Here is a 14299-nt window from a genome sequence, read left to right as displayed (position 1 = left end):
CCGACGCCGTGCACGCCGATATGGACGCGATGCAGGCGGTGGCGACCGGCCTGGACGACCGCCCGATCGAGGACCTCTCGGACGTCACCGTGCCCGCGCTGGTGCTGGCGGGCGACAACGACCCGTTCGCCGCCGAACCCGAACGACTGGCCGAGGCCCTGCCGAACGGCACGCTGGCCGTGGTGCCCGGCGATCACTTGATGGCGGTACCGGCCCCCGCCTTCCACACCGCGCTGGTCGACTTCCTGCGGTGAGCCCTGGCTAGAGGACCAGACGCATCACGTAGTCGTGGTGCACCTGCTTGCCGACCGTGAACGTCCTGGTGCCGACGACGGTGAAACCGTGTTTGGCGTAAAAGCGCTGCGCACGGACGTTTTCCTGGTTCACGCCCAGCCACGCCCCTGGATGACCCTCGTCCCGCGCCCACTCCAGCGCCGCCCGCATCAGCGCGGTCGACACCCCGGTGCCGTGATGGCCCGGCAGCACGTACATCTTGCTGATCTCGACCGCCGGACGCAGGCCGACCGCGTCGGCCACCGCCGCGTCGGCGGGATCGCCCGTCACCAGCATCGCGTAGCCGACGATGTCGTCCCCTGCGAGAGCCTTGAGCACGATCCGCGCCGGATCGCTCAGATACTCGCCGAAGCGCTCGCCCGACAGCACGTCGGTGACGAAGATCTCGATGTCATCGGGCGTCGCACCCGGGGGACACGCGAGCGGAAAGGTCGCGGCCGCAACATCACTGAGTGCCTCCGCGTCCCACAGCCCGGCCCGGTCGACGATGACTGGGAGGTTGCTCATGCTTTCATCAGAGCACACCTCCGGCGGCGTGCCTATGCGGACTATTACCGAGACGGGCAAGAAGGACGCTCGGGAGTCCGATATCGAGTCCGACCGCGGCGGTGCCGTACGCGGATCAGGTTCGCGCTGCTGGGCGGCGATCGACAACGACGATCGAACGGATGGCCCGAGGGCTGGCCGTGAGCGGTGACGGCTGTCACCATCGAAGGGCCGCACCAACACTCGCGAACGCAGGGGGACCGATCGAATGAGAGAGCTGCCAGCGGACTTCTTTCGCACGCCGTACGCCTTCTACGAGCAGTTACGCGCCGAGGGCCCGGTGCACCGGATCCGGTTGCGCACCGGAGTGCGCGCGTGGCTCGTGGTCGACTACGACGCCGCCAGGGACGTTCTGCGTCATCCCGACGTGCGCAAGGACCCGAACACCGCCGCGGGCGCCCATGCACGGCAGGCGGCGGCGGGCAGGAGCGGCGTCACCGCGATCAATCCGCGCCTGAGCCACCATCTGCTCAACGCCGACCCGCCGCGGCATTCCCGGTTGCGCAAACTGGTCACCCCCGCCTTCGCGCCCGCGCGGATGGAGGCCCTCGCCCCTCGGGTCGCGGCGATCGCGGACGATTTGCTAGACGCGATCGATCGAACCGAGGACGCCGCGGGGCAGGTGGACCTGCTCGCGGAGTACGCGTTTCCGCTGCCGGTCACGGTGATCTGCGAAGTGCTCGGTGTGCCCGTCGAGGACCGGGCCCGGTTCCGGGAATGGTCGGCAGCCGTGGTGGACAGTCCGATGTCCACAGCGGAGGGGATGCGCACCGCCACCGACGCCATCGTCGACTACTTCGACGGCCTGGTCGCCCGGCGTCGCGCGGAGGGGCTGGGTGATGATCTGATCTCGCAGCTGCTGCTGGTCAGCGACGAAGGGGAGCGCCTCGGCCACGACGAACTGATCTCCATGGCGTTCCTCATCCTGGTCGCTGGCCACGAGACCACAGTGAATCTGATCGGCAACACCGTGCTCGAACTGCTGACCGATCCACCCCGGTATCGCGCCCTGCACGACGACCCGGCCGGCGTCCCGGCGCTGGTGGAGGAGATGCTGCGCTACAACGGGCCGGTCAACATGGTGACCCTGCGCTACACCACCGCCCCCGTGGCGCTCGGCGGCAGCGTGATCCCCGAAGGGGAGCTGGTGCTCGTCGCGGTGGCCTCGGCGAACCGCGACGAACGGCACTTCGCCGCGCCCGCGACGTTCGATCCGGACCGCGCGGCGAACGGTCATCTGGCCTTCGGCCACGGCATCCACTACTGCCTCGGCGCCGGACTGGCCAGGCTGGAGGCCCGCATCGCGCTGACCAGGCTGGTGCGCAGGTACCCGCGGCTGCGGCTGGCCGCCGATGACACGGACCTGCGGTGGCGGGAGAGCATTCTGATCCGCGGCCTGCTCGAGCTCCCCGTCGTCCCGGAAAGTGCGCCGGCGATGCGCTGACGAGCGGATTCGGTCGGCCGACTTTGCTGTGCGGCGCTGGCGACGTAGTCTCCTGCGCATGACAAGCGGAAGCCGCATCGGGATCGTCGGTGCGGGTATCGCAGGTCTCGCCTGCGCGAAAGTGCTGAAACAGGAGGGTTTTCCGGTCGAGGTCTTCGACCGCGCACCCGATGTCGGTGGCGTGTGGAGCGCGACCCGGCGATACCCGGGGCTGCGGACGCAGAACTCCAAGGAGACATATCACTTCTCCGACTTCCCGATGCCCGCGGACTATCCGCGCGTCCTCGACGGGCAGCAGATGCAGGCGTACCTGGCCGCGTACGCCGAGCACTTCGGATTGACCGAGCATCTGCGGTTGCGGACCGAGGTCGTCGCCGCCGATCCGGTGGACAGCGGGTGGTTGCTGGAAATTCGCGATGAGGGTGGTGTGCACCGTAGCTCTTGCGACCACCTGGTGATCGCCAACGGCGTGTTCAGCCAACCCGCGATGCCGGACTACCGCGGCGCCGACTGGTTCCGTGCCGCGGGCGGCCGACTGTGCCACTCCTCGGAGTTCCTCGATCTGGAATCGGTGCGGGGCAAGTCGGTCGTCGTGGTCGGCTACGGCAGGTCCGCCTGCGACATCGCCACCGCCGTGAGCGAGGTCGCGGCGTCCACCTCGGTGGTGGCCCGGCGGCTGTTGTGGAAGATGCCGCGGAAGTTGGCCCGGGTGATCGACTACGAACGGCTGATGCTGACCCGCTTCGGCGAGGCGCACTTCCACTACCTGCGGCCGGGCTGGATGGACCGGTTCCTGGACGGGCCGGGCGAATCGGTGCGGATCAGCAACTTCGACCTGATCCAGGAACTGGCCACCAAGCGCCTGCGGCTGCGCGAACTCGGCCTGGTGCCCAGCGGCCGGTTCGAGGAGCTCGCCGAGAGCACCATCAGCCTCGCCAGCGAGGGTTTCTTCGAGCAGGTCGCGGGCGGTCGCATCGTGGTGCACCGCGACACGACGATCACCGAGCTGGGTGGCGGCCCCAAGGCCGCGCCCGCGGTGCGGCTGTCGACCGGTGAGGTGCTGCGAGCCGATGTCGTCGTGTGCGCCACCGGCTTCCATCAGCGCGTCCCGTTCCTCACGCCGTACGTGCAGCGCCGGTTGACCGACGAGCACGGCAACTTCCGCCTGCACCGGCAGATCCTGCCGCTGGAGGTCCCGAATCTCACCTTTGCCGGCTACAACTCGTCGGTTGTCAGCACGGTCGGCGCCGAAGTCGCGGCGCACTGGACCGCCGCGCTGCTCACCGGCAGGCTGAACCTGCCACCGGCCGAGACGATGAACGAGCAGATCGACGCCCGCCTGCGCTGGATGGAGGACCGCACGCACGGCCATCACGCGCACGGCACCTCGGTTGTCCCGTTCTCCATCCAGAACATCGATGAGATGCTCGCCGACCTGAGGTTCCGCCTGCCACTGCGCACCCGCGCCAGCCAGTGGCTGCGCCGGATCAAGCCGGAGTCCTACCGCGGATTGGCGACCCGGCGCAAGCCCGGCGCCGCGCCCACGATGCCTCCGGCAGCCCCGATCGCCGCGGAACCGCTTCCGCGCGAGGCCGACAGCGGCCGGGTCAGCCACCAGGCGACCGACCTCAGAGGTTAGGCGCGCGGCCCGCGGTGCCTGTCCGCCGGGTGCGGTGGAGCTGCCGCCGCGGCCAGCCGGGTGCCTCCCGCGTCGGAATGTCGTTCGGCGATGGTGATCTCGCGACCATTCGTGCATACAGTGCAGGAATGGTGTGACGTTTGCAGCCCGCAAGTCGCGCACGGCCGGTGTCCGGCCAACCAGACACCGACGACGGACATCGGGGGCGTCCTCGATGACCGGCGGTTGCCCCGCCGGGCAATGTCAGGGATCGGTCCTTGCCTTGGCGATAATCCAGGGGTGGAAGCGCTGGACATGAACCTGCTCGTCGCCCTCGACGCGCTGCTGGACACCAACAGCGTCACGCTCGCCGCACAGCGCCTACACACCTCGCCGCCCGCGATGAGCCGGACACTGGCCCGGCTGCGCGTCGTGCTCGATGATCCCTTGCTCGTGCGGTCGGGCCGCACGCTGGTGCCGACACCACGTGCGCTGGAATTGCGCTACGAAGTCAGCACTCTGGTCGAGCAGGGACGCGCGCTGCTCGCCCCGCGCGACGACCTCGATCCGGCGGCGCTGCGCCGGACCTTCGCGATACAGGCGGGCGATCTGGTGGTCACCGAACTCGCCGCGCCGCTGCTGGCCGCGGCGCGGGCACAGGCTCCGGGCGTGACGCTGCGCTTCGTGCCAGAAACTCTCGACGGCACCGCCGCACTGCGCGACGGACGCGTCGATCTCGAAGTCGGCGTCATCGACAACACCGACCCGGAGACCACGGTGCGCCGAGTGCTCGCCGACCGCGTGATCGGCGTGGCCGCCGCGGACCATCCCCTGGTCACCGATCGCGTCACCGTCGCCGCGTACGCGGCCGCGCGGCATCTGAGCATTTCGCGCGACGGACGCGCGCACGGCCCGATCGACGATCGGCTCGCCTTGCACGGCCGCACCCGGCGGGTCGTGGCTACCGTCCCTACGCTGACCAGCGCGCTGTTCGCGGTGCGCGGCAGCGATCTGGTCTGCTCGGCGCCCGCCTTGCTGAGCGCGGCCACCCTGCCCGCGATCGGATTGGGCGCGTTCGAGATTCCGCTGCCGCTGCCGGAGATCGCCATCGGGCTGGCCTGGCATCCGCGCAACACCCCCGACCGGGGGCACCGTTGGCTTCGCGATCTCGTCCAGGAAATCCTGCTGCGCTCGGCGGCCGCGGCGCATCCGCCGAAACGGCGCAGCCAGGTCGCTCAGGAGGTCGGAGGCGGACTGGAGAGCCGGTAGTCGCCGGTCCTGCGCTGCGCGTCGCCGCGCTACTGATATCCGTTCGTGGTCGGCTCGCCCGCCGGCGGACCGAAGATGTCGGAACGGCCGAGCGGAGCCGCCGCCGTGCGCTTGAGTTCGTCCAGCATGGCCTGGAGCTTGTCGACGTGGGTGTTCTCCACCGGCGTGCGGTCTTCCTCGGTGGCGTGGCGGGCGCCGGTGAGACCCGCGACGGGGGCATCGGGAGCCGTGCCGTTGCGGGAACCGCTGCGGTCCGCGCCCCGATCGGCGCTGGTGGAGGACGCGATAATGCTTTCGTACGCGGCGTTTTCCTGCTGCGAGTACGAGGCCGATGATCCGATGGGCCGCGCGCTCGGCGCGGTGAAGGAGGCGGGTTCACGCGTCGCCGGTGTGGTGAAGCGCGAGACGGGCTCCTGCGCAGGGGGAGCGGTGAAGGTCGACGGTTGCTCGCGCGGCGCGGGCGGGGTGAAGTGCTGCCCGGACGTGTCCTTCGGTTCCCGCGTGGTCATGGCGGGTTCACGGGGCGGGGTGAAACCCGACTGCGCGGAGGAGTACGGCTCCGGGGCGGCGTGCACCGGTTCTCGGGGTATCTCCAGTGGTCGCGCGCCGTTTCGGGAAGCGGCGGGTTCCGGGGAATCGCTCTTCCGCGCAGCGGGTGCGGGTTCCGCGGTCGCACGCTCCGGTTGGCCTGCGTTCGGCCGCGCCGCGCCTCGGGGTAACCGGGTCGAGCGGTCGGCCGCGCCCGGGGCGTTCGGTGCCGGGGACCCGCTGGACTCCAGGCGTTCCACCCGGGCGTCGATGCCGGAGATATCGCGTCCGGCCTGCGCAACCCATGCCTCCAGTTTGGCCAACCGAGCCTCGATGGTCTGCTCGCCGGGCACGGCCGAGGTGCCGTCGATCCGGGCGGCTACCGCGTCCAGCTTCTCGCTGACCTCGCGGAGAGTCGACGCGATACTCGACAACATCGCGCCGATCGACTCGCCGGTCTGCTGACCGTGCTCCATGCAGTACCCACTTCCCCGTATCGGCCCAGCTCGCACTCGGCCGGACGATTCTATCCGCCCAGTTGGACATCCGCGGCTCGCGAAGAATCGGCGCTAGGCCGATCCGTTGACCTGATCGAATCAGCGTAGGCCCACGGGTTTACGTCCACGCACGCGGAGTGCGCGCCGATCCGGTTTGTCCGGAAGCGCACCGACCGGCGCGAACGGACCTGCCGCGGATGGCGGCAACTATCAATCACCGATCCCGGAGTGGCCGAAGAGGCCGCGTGGCATGATGAAAGCCCTTGTGCCGCAGAGTCCGACGCCGATCCCATCCATGACCCCAGGTGTGGCGCACCCGAGCGCGGGGTACACGGGACTGGCAAGGTAGGCAAGTCTGACGCACTCTTGATCTATGGCGTGGGTCGCCAGGCCTGCGGTGGTTCGTGCAGGGGAGTGGTCGCGTGAGAACGAAGCAGCGGGCGGAGATCGCCTGCGGGCGCCGAGCGCTTCTCGCCGAGTTGGGTATCGGGGACGGCTCCGGCCGGGCGCGCGGGTCGTCGAAGGGCTACGCCTGCGAGTGTCCGGACTGCGCCGCCGCGCAATGGGATATGCAGCGGTTGAAGTACTGGCTGCGCGGCAGGCTGCTGGACTACGGGGCCGACGAGGCGGAAGTGGATCGGCGCATCGGAACACTGCCCGTGGACGTCTATTGGCGTAAGGGCGATCGGGTGTACGCGATCGAGGTCCGCAGCGGGCCGTTGGAGCGCGGACTCGCTCAGGAGCACACCGCACGGTTGCGCGCCGCGGGCTGCACGGACGTGCTCTGGCTGTGCCCGCCCGGTTACTGGGTGCCGTATCTGCACGCGCTGGGCATCGCGGATTTCGCGCCCCCCACCTGCGATTACCGCGCCGTCACCGGTGTGCTGGACACCGAGCACGCGATGGCGGCGCCCCGGCGTGAGCCGGTGGAGCTGCGCGAGTTCATCGCGGGCTGGGTGCGCGGCGAGTTCGTCTGGGGCTATCGGGACGAGAGGACAGGAGGCTGGGCCACCGTGACCGATTGGGAACACCACACGAGGACGCAGGCAACGGTGATCGCCCGGCAGCGCCAAGAGCTGGTCAATCAGCGCACCACGCTGGCCATGGCCCGGAAGACGTTGCGGGACAAGCAGAAGCACGTGGTGAAGCTGACCACGCGACTGGAACGCGCGGAGCTGGCGGTGCAGGAGCAGGCCGACGCGTTGGCCTCCGCCCAGCGCACGATCGCCGACCATGACCGGCTGGACAAGGCGCTGCGCGGCACCATCGCCAACCTGGAGCAGTCCATCGAGCGCTGGCAGTTGATCACGGTCTGCGCGATGCTGCTGATCGTCACGTTCCTGGCGGCGGCGATGGTGGTGCGCTGAGCCGGAAGGGCGCTCGGTCCCACCGCCATTCGTTGCGCAGCACCAGCGCGAGGAAGTCCACCAGGTCGAGGCCGGTCTTCGCGCGCACATCGCGCAGCCCGGCCCAGTGCACCGGTCCGCGCTCGACCAGCTCGCGCAACATCCGTTCGCTCGCTGCCGCGACCGGCCGGGCACGCAGGTCGGGGACGCCGATGCGGCTGCCCGTCCAGACCAGCCAGCCCCAGCCGTTGGCGTGCGCGTACGCGCGGCTCGCGGCCGCCTTCACCCGGTTGACGTGGAATCCGAGGTGGCCGAGCGGCTCGACGTCGATGAGGATCATCCGGCCGTCGGTCAGCCGGGCGACGATGCTCGGGTGGTGCGACCGCTCGGCGCCGTCGAGCTCGTAGGTGACCGCCGCCGGATGCTCCTGGAACGTCTCGACCAGGTCGCTGGCGTTGAGGATCCACAGCAACCTGGCCTCCAGGCCGGAGTCGAACGGCACGTCGCGGCCGACCTTGTCCAAGTAGAAGCGCCCGCGGCCGTCGTCGTCGCTGTCCACTGTGCGCGCGGAGGCGGTAGGAAGCGCGGCCGCGGCGCCCGGACCGGGCCATTCGACCTGATCCAACCAGGGATTCAGTTGACTGATCCCCCGTGGCTGCGCGTCCTGCAGCTTGGCCAAGCGCCGGTTGGTCTTCTTCTGCCAGGCCGCGATGCGCTGGGTGACGAATCCGGCGATCCGCTTCGCGTCCTCGGCCGCGTGCCCGGCCAGCCGCAGTTTCACGTACGACAGTTCGGTGGCGGCGATGTCGGTGTCGGTCGCGTACGTCTCCACCAGCAGCGCGCGCACCAGCTGCCGGTCGCGCGCGCCGAGTGGATATCGCGCGCCGAGCACCGCCGCGGCGCGGTGCCCGGATTGCTGGGCCATCCGGATCAGCTGGCCCACCGCCTTGGTGTGCAGTTGTCGCACGCGGTCGCGGGACAGGTCGTAGCGGGCGCCGATCCGCGCCAGCGTTTCGGGCCGTTCGCCGCTGATCCCCAACCGAGCCGTGAGCAGTTCGCCGTCCTTGGCCTTGCGATCGGCCCGCATCGCGATCAGCTCGGCGAGCACCTCGTTGACCTCTTCGAGCTCGAAGGAGATGTCGTCGCGCAGGTCGAGCAGCTCGGGGTCAGCGTCGTCATCCGGCGCGGCCTCCACGCTGATCGTCACGCGACAACCCCCTGACTCGGCTCCGGCACTGTGCGCCACAGCGTATCCCCACCCACCGACAGCCGACCTTCCCCGCGGCCGGGACTCGATGTACGTCCGGTACATCGTCAGGGTGAAGCCGGAGCAGGCGCAGCCCGCTCCGGCGAGTCGGGCGGGCGCTGGATCGCGACGGGCACGTCAGGGATGCGGGAACAAGAAAGCCCCGGTGGAAACCGGGGCTGACCTGCTATTTCGATGGTGCGCGATACTGGGATTGAACCAGTGACCTCTTCCGTGTCAGGGAAGCGCTCTCCCGCTGAGCTAATCGCGCGAGGTGGAGACGGGAATCGAACCCGTGTGCACGGCTTTGCAGGCCGTTGCCTCACCACTCGGCCACTCCACCGCGCAAAGGCGGGAAGGCGTAATGCTGCCTGGCCCTACCTCTCGAGCGGATGACGGGATTCGAACCCGCGACCCTCACCTTGGCAAGGTGATGCGCTACCAGCTGCGCTACATCCGCATTTTCGCATCTCGGCGGCTCGTTTCCGGCCTCCGTGGTGCGAGACAGAACATTAGCGGACGCCAGGTGAAAGGTACAAATCCGCTGGTAGAACGCGGGAAATCGAGAACCTTGCGCACTGTGACGCCGGTGGCCGGTGTGGTTGGTGGGGGAAGGGGTGCTTCTGTGTCGGGTCGTCGGTCCGGTTTGGTGCCCCTTGCCTCCGGCGCGGGACTGCCTTCGGTGGGGCTGGGGCGTCTTGCGACTGCTGGCCCCGCGCGCACGAGCCGCCTCTGTCCCGGTGGCGATTTGGTGAACCGCCGGTGGCGCGTGCTAATGTTTCGTCTCGTCCGGAGGGCATCCCCGCACCACCGGGCGCAGGTCAGGTCTCATAGCTCAGCGGGAGAGCGTCCGCCTCACACGCGGAAGGTCGCTGGTTCGATCCCAGCTGGGACCACTCGATTGGCGAGACCGGTGCAGTGTATGCCCGGTCTTCTCTTTTCTCTGGGCCTCCAGACGGCGCGAACGCCGAGGCCGAGTAGTAGGCAGTTGTCGTCCCCGAGCCCAGCTTCCAGTGTGACCTGGATCACATTTTGGTAGCGGTTGCGATCAGTTCGACCCGAAACCTTTCCAGGTGCTTTGCGAAGTCTTTACTATCAATGCGAGCTCTGCGTCACGGGTCGCGCCTCCTGGACCGAGGAACGTCCCGGCTTCGCCCGCTGCTCGATTTCGATGCCAAGAACATGTTTGACCGATGAACCGGGTGTGGACCCGGCGAAGGAGAAAATATGTCCACCGACACCGATCCCGCACCACGGACGTCGCCGCACGCAGGCACGGTCGATCGACCGGTTGCAAACGGCTGTGTCGATCCATCCGTTTTCGTCGCGATTCCTCGTGTGGCCCCGCCTGTTTCGCTCGTCCCTGTCGGTGCCACGCGTCGCCGTCGTGGTCCGCATGGCCGCCGAACTGCTCGATGGCTACGTCATCCAGGTCGGCGCAGCACGTCGTTCGAGCGCTACCGTGGTCGCCGCCGAGAGGCGCGCCTCGCTTCTCCTGAGCCGCAACCTGTTTCACTGTCCGCGCGCAGGACGCCTCCACCGTGCGCAAGGCCGTCGGCAGCGGCAGGTCACGAAATCCGTTCCTCCTCAGCGGCAGTCGGTGGCTGTCGCCGAATCGTGGGCAGCGGATCGGGTGGGCATGGTCGGCGCCGAGTGCCGCTGGAGACATCGCGGGCGCATCCGGCCGTGGGTCGGGGAATTCGGCAGGACGCGGGCCGTCGATCTCCCGGCGGCACGCGTGATCGGCGACATCGTCGCCGGAATCGCCCAGGCCACAGTGGTTGTTCGGCCATGAGCCATGTCACGTGCTGTGCGGTGGATCACGGTCATGACAACCAGCGGGCAGTGGGGAACAACACACAATCTGCCCACTTTCTCAGCCTTTGCTAAGTCTTTACTAATACACTTGTCGGCGTTTACATCTCGACTCATCGCTGTGTCGGGACTGCTTCACCGCGAGATGCCGGTTCGCGGTCTTGTGCCCTGCTGGACATGTTGATCGTCAACCGACCTCGGCGAAACAGCCGAGTCGGCGAAGGAGAGTCATGGCTATCGACCAGGATTTGGCCCCGCCACTGTCACCGCCCGCAGTTACGGGCCCGGACCCCAAGTCCGGACTGTTACCCGACCGCGTCACGGACATCCTCCGCCACGATGTGCCCGCCTCCATCGTGGTCTTCCTTGTCGCGCTACCGCTTTCGCTCGGCATCGCGGTGGCCTCCGGAGCGCCGGTCGCCGCCGGACTGATCGCCGCCGTGATCGGCGGCATCGTCGCCGGGACGCTCGGTGGCTCGGTACTGCAGGTGAGCGGCCCCGCCGCGGGCCTCACCGTGGTGGTAGCCGAGACGATCAACCAATTCGGCTGGCGAACAACCTGTTTCATCGTCTGCGCCGCCGGTGTGCTGCAGATCCTGTTCGGGCTCAGTCGCGTTGCCAGGGCCGCACTGGCAGTGGCGCCGGTGGTGGTGCACGCGATGCTCGCCGGTATCGGCATCACCATCGCGCTCCAGCAGATCCATGTGCTGCTCGGTGGTTCCTCGCACAGCTCCGCCTGGCGCAACATCGTCGAGCTGCCCGGGCAGCTGACCTCGCTGCACGGCGGCGGCGCGTTCATCGGCGCGGTCGTGATCGCGATCATGGTCGGCTGGAAGTACGTGCCCGCCAAAGTCCGCTTGGTCCCGGGTCCACTGGTCGCGGTCCTCGCGGGCACCGTGCTCTCGCTGGCACTGCCGACCGGCGCCGAGCGCCTCGTGCTGAACGGCTCGCTGTTCGACGCGATCGGCCTGCCCGCGCTGCCCAGTGGTGACTGGTCGGCCCTGGCGCTGGCGATCCTCACCATCGCGCTGATCGCCAGCGTGGAGAGCCTGTTGTCCGCGGTGGCCGTGGACAAGATGCACACGCGCAAGCGCACGAACTTCGACCGCGAGCTGATCGGTCAGGGCTCGGCCAACGTGCTCTCCGGCCTGCTCGGCGGCCTGCCGGTCACCGGCGTGATCGTGCGCAGCTCGGCGAACGTGGCTGCGGGTGCGCACAGCCGGGCGTCCGCGGTGCTGCACGGCGTCTGGGTTCTGGTGTTCTCGGTGGCGCTGGTCTCCGTGGTGGAGCAGGTTCCGAAGGCCGCGCTGGCCGGTCTGCTCATCGTGATCGGCACCCAGCTGGTCAAGCTGGCCCATATCAAGCTGGCCCGGCGCACCGGTGACCTGCTGGTGTACGCGGTGACCGTGCTCGGCGTGGTGTTCCTGAACCTGCTCGAGGGCGTGCTGATCGGCCTCGGACTGGCGTTCGGCCTGCTGCTGTGGCGGGTGGTCCGGGTGGCGATCAAGGCCGAGCCGGTCCCCGGCACGGGACGCTGGCTGGTCACCATCGACGGCTCGGCCACCTTCCTCGCGCTGCCGAAGTTGTCGGCGCAGTTCGCGAAGATCCCCGCGGGAGCCGACGTCACGGTGGAGATGACGGTCGATTTCCTCGATCACGCCGCTTTCGAAGCCATCGAGGAGTTCGCACGCCACCAGGAGAACCAGGGCGGCAGCGTGGAGTTCGTGGAGATCGGCGGCGCCAGGATGGCGCATGCCACGGCGAAGCCACCCGCGCGGAGCTTCGCCCGATCGGTCTGGGATGAGGTCCTCGGTCCATGGCGCCACGGCAAGGAGCACGAGAACCCGGTCGCGGCGGGCGTCGCGGCCTACCACCGCAGTCACGCGCATGTCGTCCGGCCGCACCTGGACGAGCTGCGCGATAAGCAGGACCCGGATTCGTTCTTCCTGACCTGCGCGGACTCGCGGATCGTGCCGAACATCATCACCAACAGCGGGCCCGGCGACCTCTTCACCGTCCGCAACGTGGGCAACCTGGTGCCCGTCGAGGGTGACGCGTCGGTCGAGGCCGCGCTCGTGTTCGCGCTGGAGAATCTGAACGTCCGATCGGTCGTGGTGTGCGGGCACTCGTCGTGTGGAGCCATGGCGGCGCTGCACTCCGGGGCCGAGGTCCCCGGTGTGGACGCCTGGCTCACGCACGCCCGGCCGAGCCTGGAGCGGTTCCGCGCGGGCCATCCGGTGGCGGTCGCGGCGCGGGAGGCCGGGTTCGGCGAGGTCGACCAGCTCGCCATGGTGAATGTCGCGGTGCAGTTGGAGACGCTGCGGCGGCACCCCGCGGTCCGCAAGGCGATCGACGAGCGCGGCCTCACGGTGTCGGGCCTGTTCTTCGACATCGCCAGCGCGCGGGTCGTCGAGGTGACGGTGAACGGGATCGCGCACATCGATGACGCGGGACGCCAGCCCGCGGCCGAACTCGTGTGATCGACCGGACGAGTGATCCCGCCCGGGGCCGCCGCCCGGGCGGGATCGTCGTATCCGGTCAGGTGGGAGCGGAATTCCGGGCGCCGATTGCTCGTACCCTGGGGACGTGACCGCAGATCTGGAAACGAGCTCGACCGATCGGCCGACCGGCTGGCGTGCCTTCCGTGCCGGGCTCGCGCGACGACCTACGCTGTATCTCGCCTACCGGATCGGGGTCGCGGTGGTCGGTGTCGCCGTGCTCGCGGTCGGCATCCTCGCGATTCCGTATCCCGGACCCGGCTGGGCGATCGTGTTCGCCGGGCTCGGCATCCTCGCCACCGAATTCGCTTGGGCGCGTAGAGCATTGGGGTGGTTGCGGGACCGGTACCGGCAGGGCATGGCGTGGTATTCCGCCCGGGGTCCGGCCATGCGGGTGTTCGCCGCGGCCGCCACCGTCGCGCTGGTCGTCGCGACGCTGTGGGTATTGGGAACGTTCGGGATCGTGGGTAGTTGGATCGGAGTCGAATGGGAATGGCTGCGCAGCCCCCTGCAATGGTGACCACCGTCCCGGGACGGACGCTCACCCAGCCGGAGTGGCTGGCCGCGCGTATCGCGGAAATGGGTCACTCGTGGGGCACCACGTCGCCGCGCATCGCGGGCACGCTGTGGTGGTGCATGGTCGCCTCCGCGTTGGTGGAGCAGATCGCGCGGGCGTACGCGCACGACGAACCGGCCCCGGAGGCCGCACTCGACCGGCTGGATTGTGCGGTGCGCCCGGACGGCGGCATCGAACGGGTGCGCATCCGCGCGGACGACGGCGTGCCGGTCGGCTGCGCGGCGGCCCTGCGCGACACGTTCACCGCCGTGATCCCGCCGGTCGCCGCGGTGTCCGGGGCGGGAATCCCCGCACTATGGGCGATCGCCGCCGACGCGATCGGCAACCGCGCGCTGGACGCCGGTTCGCCGGACGCGGGCGCACGGCTGGCCGCCGAGATCGGCGGCAGACTTCCGGCGCCGCGATTCGTCGAGATCGGCGGACGCACGTTCGTCCGGCGCATCTCCTGCTGCCTGGTCTTCGAGGTCCCGGGCTGCCAGATGTGCACCAGCTGCCCGAAACGACCAGCCGCCGAACGAAACGCACTTCTCGCGGACCTCGCCGCCGGGAGCTGAAGGCGGTGGAGCAGCGCGCAGCCGTGGGCCAGTAGCATGGTCGCGCCGGAGCGAACACGCGATCGGC

The 14299-nt window shown here is 69.2% G+C and carries 12 protein-coding genes and 4 tRNA genes; 10 read left to right on the top strand and 6 right to left on the bottom strand.

Annotated features, from left to right (window positions below):
• The coding region (locus ON34_RS16355) for an alpha/beta fold hydrolase (RefSeq protein ID WP_373291930.1) at positions 1-254 on the top strand (254 nt) is incomplete at its 5' end.
• Positions 255-261: 7 nt separating this feature from the next.
• Here ON34_RS16355 and ON34_RS16350 read toward each other — a convergent pair.
• A complete protein-coding gene (locus ON34_RS16350; RefSeq protein ID WP_040780197.1) occupies positions 262-801 on the bottom strand; it encodes a GNAT family N-acetyltransferase in 540 nt (179 codons plus the stop codon).
• A 247-nt stretch (positions 802-1048) separates the two neighbouring features.
• Here ON34_RS16350 and ON34_RS16345 point away from each other — a divergent pair, with 247 nt between their 5' ends.
• The 3 genes from ON34_RS16345 (at position 1049) to ON34_RS16335 (ending at position 5171) form a co-directional block, all read left to right on the top strand.
• Positions 1049-2284: a cytochrome P450 family protein gene (locus ON34_RS16345; RefSeq protein ID WP_040780195.1), complete on the top strand. Its 1236-nt coding sequence runs from the start codon at positions 1049-1051 to the stop codon at positions 2282-2284.
• Positions 2285-2342: 58 nt separating this feature from the next.
• Positions 2343-3923: a flavin-containing monooxygenase gene (locus ON34_RS16340; RefSeq protein WP_083889487.1), complete on the top strand. Its 1581-nt coding sequence runs from the start codon at positions 2343-2345 to the stop codon at positions 3921-3923.
• A gap of 279 nt (positions 3924-4202) precedes the next feature.
• A complete protein-coding gene (locus tag ON34_RS16335) occupies positions 4203-5171 on the top strand; it encodes a LysR family transcriptional regulator (RefSeq protein WP_085997081.1) in 969 nt (322 codons plus the stop codon).
• Between the two features lie 29 nt (positions 5172-5200).
• Here ON34_RS16335 and ON34_RS16330 read toward each other — a convergent pair whose 3' ends face one another.
• Positions 5201-6175 (bottom strand): hypothetical protein, encoded by a 975-nt coding sequence (locus tag ON34_RS16330; protein WP_040780194.1) that lies wholly within the window; start codon positions 6173-6175, stop codon positions 5201-5203.
• 443 nt (positions 6176-6618) lie between these two features.
• Here ON34_RS16330 and ON34_RS16325 point away from each other — a divergent pair, with 443 nt between their 5' ends.
• Complete coding sequence (locus ON34_RS16325; RefSeq protein ID WP_245548063.1) at positions 6619-7563, top strand: hypothetical protein; 945 nt, start codon at positions 6619-6621, stop codon at positions 7561-7563.
• On the opposite strand, the gene ON34_RS16320 is transcribed toward ON34_RS16325, so the two are convergent.
• The 4 genes from ON34_RS16320 to ON34_RS16305 all read right to left on the bottom strand — a co-directional run bounded on the left by ON34_RS16320 (position 7529) and on the right by ON34_RS16305 (position 9248).
• On the bottom strand, positions 7529-8749 hold the full coding sequence (locus ON34_RS16320; protein ID WP_245548062.1) for a sigma factor-like helix-turn-helix DNA-binding protein: 1221 nt from the start codon (positions 8747-8749) through the stop codon (positions 7529-7531). The two genes, ON34_RS16325 and ON34_RS16320, sit on opposite strands and share 35 nt — an antisense overlap.
• Before the next feature lie 235 nt (positions 8750-8984).
• Positions 8985-9059: transfer RNA gene (locus ON34_RS16315), tRNA-Val, on the bottom strand.
• 1 nt (position 9060) lies between these two features.
• Positions 9061-9131: transfer RNA gene (locus ON34_RS16310), tRNA-Cys, on the bottom strand.
• 44 nt (positions 9132-9175) lie between these two features.
• Positions 9176-9248: transfer RNA gene (locus ON34_RS16305), tRNA-Gly, on the bottom strand.
• 364 nt (positions 9249-9612) lie between these two features.
• Between ON34_RS16305 and ON34_RS16300 the strand changes: the two genes are divergently transcribed.
• From ON34_RS16300 to ON34_RS16280, 5 genes are all read left to right on the top strand, one after another.
• A tRNA-Val gene (locus tag ON34_RS16300) sits at positions 9613-9684 on the top strand.
• A gap of 500 nt (positions 9685-10184) precedes the next feature.
• Entirely contained in the window at positions 10185-10583 is a 399-nt protein-coding gene (locus tag ON34_RS16295) for a hypothetical protein (RefSeq protein ID WP_157172317.1), read from the top strand.
• 250 nt (positions 10584-10833) lie between these two features.
• Positions 10834-13083, top strand: a complete 2250-nt coding sequence (locus ON34_RS16290) for a SulP family inorganic anion transporter (protein ID WP_040780192.1) — start codon at positions 10834-10836, stop codon at positions 13081-13083.
• A gap of 106 nt (positions 13084-13189) precedes the next feature.
• Positions 13190-13621, top strand: coding sequence for a TIGR02611 family protein (locus ON34_RS16285; RefSeq protein WP_051022741.1), 432 nt, complete (start codon positions 13190-13192; stop codon positions 13619-13621).
• Entirely contained in the window at positions 13615-14232 is a 618-nt protein-coding gene (locus tag ON34_RS16280) for a (2Fe-2S)-binding protein (protein WP_040780190.1), read from the top strand. The genes ON34_RS16285 and ON34_RS16280 overlap by 7 nt, the downstream gene beginning before the upstream one ends.
• Positions 14233-14299: the final 67 nt, after the last annotated feature.

Origin of the sequence: Nocardia pneumoniae NBRC 100136 (assembly GCF_000308755.1) — a bacterium.
GTDB classification, from domain to species: Bacteria; Actinomycetota; Actinomycetes; order Mycobacteriales; family Mycobacteriaceae; genus Nocardia; species Nocardia pneumoniae.
This window is presented reverse-complemented; position numbering and strand designations above follow the sequence as displayed.

What these genes read in the sequence shown, in the direction of transcription:
- ON34_RS16350 (WP_040780197.1), bottom strand. Translation starts at nt 801, where the DNA reads ATGAGCAACCTCCCAGTCATCGTCGACCGGGCCGGGCTGTGGGACGCG.
- ON34_RS16345 (WP_040780195.1), top strand. Translation starts at nt 1,049, where the DNA reads ATGAGAGAGCTGCCAGCGGACTTCTTTCGCACGCCGTACGCCTTCTAC.
- ON34_RS16340 (WP_083889487.1), top strand. Translation starts at nt 2,343, where the DNA reads ATGACAAGCGGAAGCCGCATCGGGATCGTCGGTGCGGGTATCGCAGGT.
- ON34_RS16330 (WP_040780194.1), bottom strand. Translation starts at nt 6,175, where the DNA reads ATGGAGCACGGTCAGCAGACCGGCGAGTCGATCGGCGCGATGTTGTCG.
- ON34_RS16295 (WP_157172317.1), top strand. Translation starts at nt 10,185, where the DNA reads ATGGCCGCCGAACTGCTCGATGGCTACGTCATCCAGGTCGGCGCAGCA.
- ON34_RS16290 (WP_040780192.1), top strand. Translation starts at nt 10,834, where the DNA reads ATGGCTATCGACCAGGATTTGGCCCCGCCACTGTCACCGCCCGCAGTT.
- ON34_RS16280 (WP_040780190.1), top strand. Translation starts at nt 13,615, where the DNA reads ATGGTGACCACCGTCCCGGGACGGACGCTCACCCAGCCGGAGTGGCTG.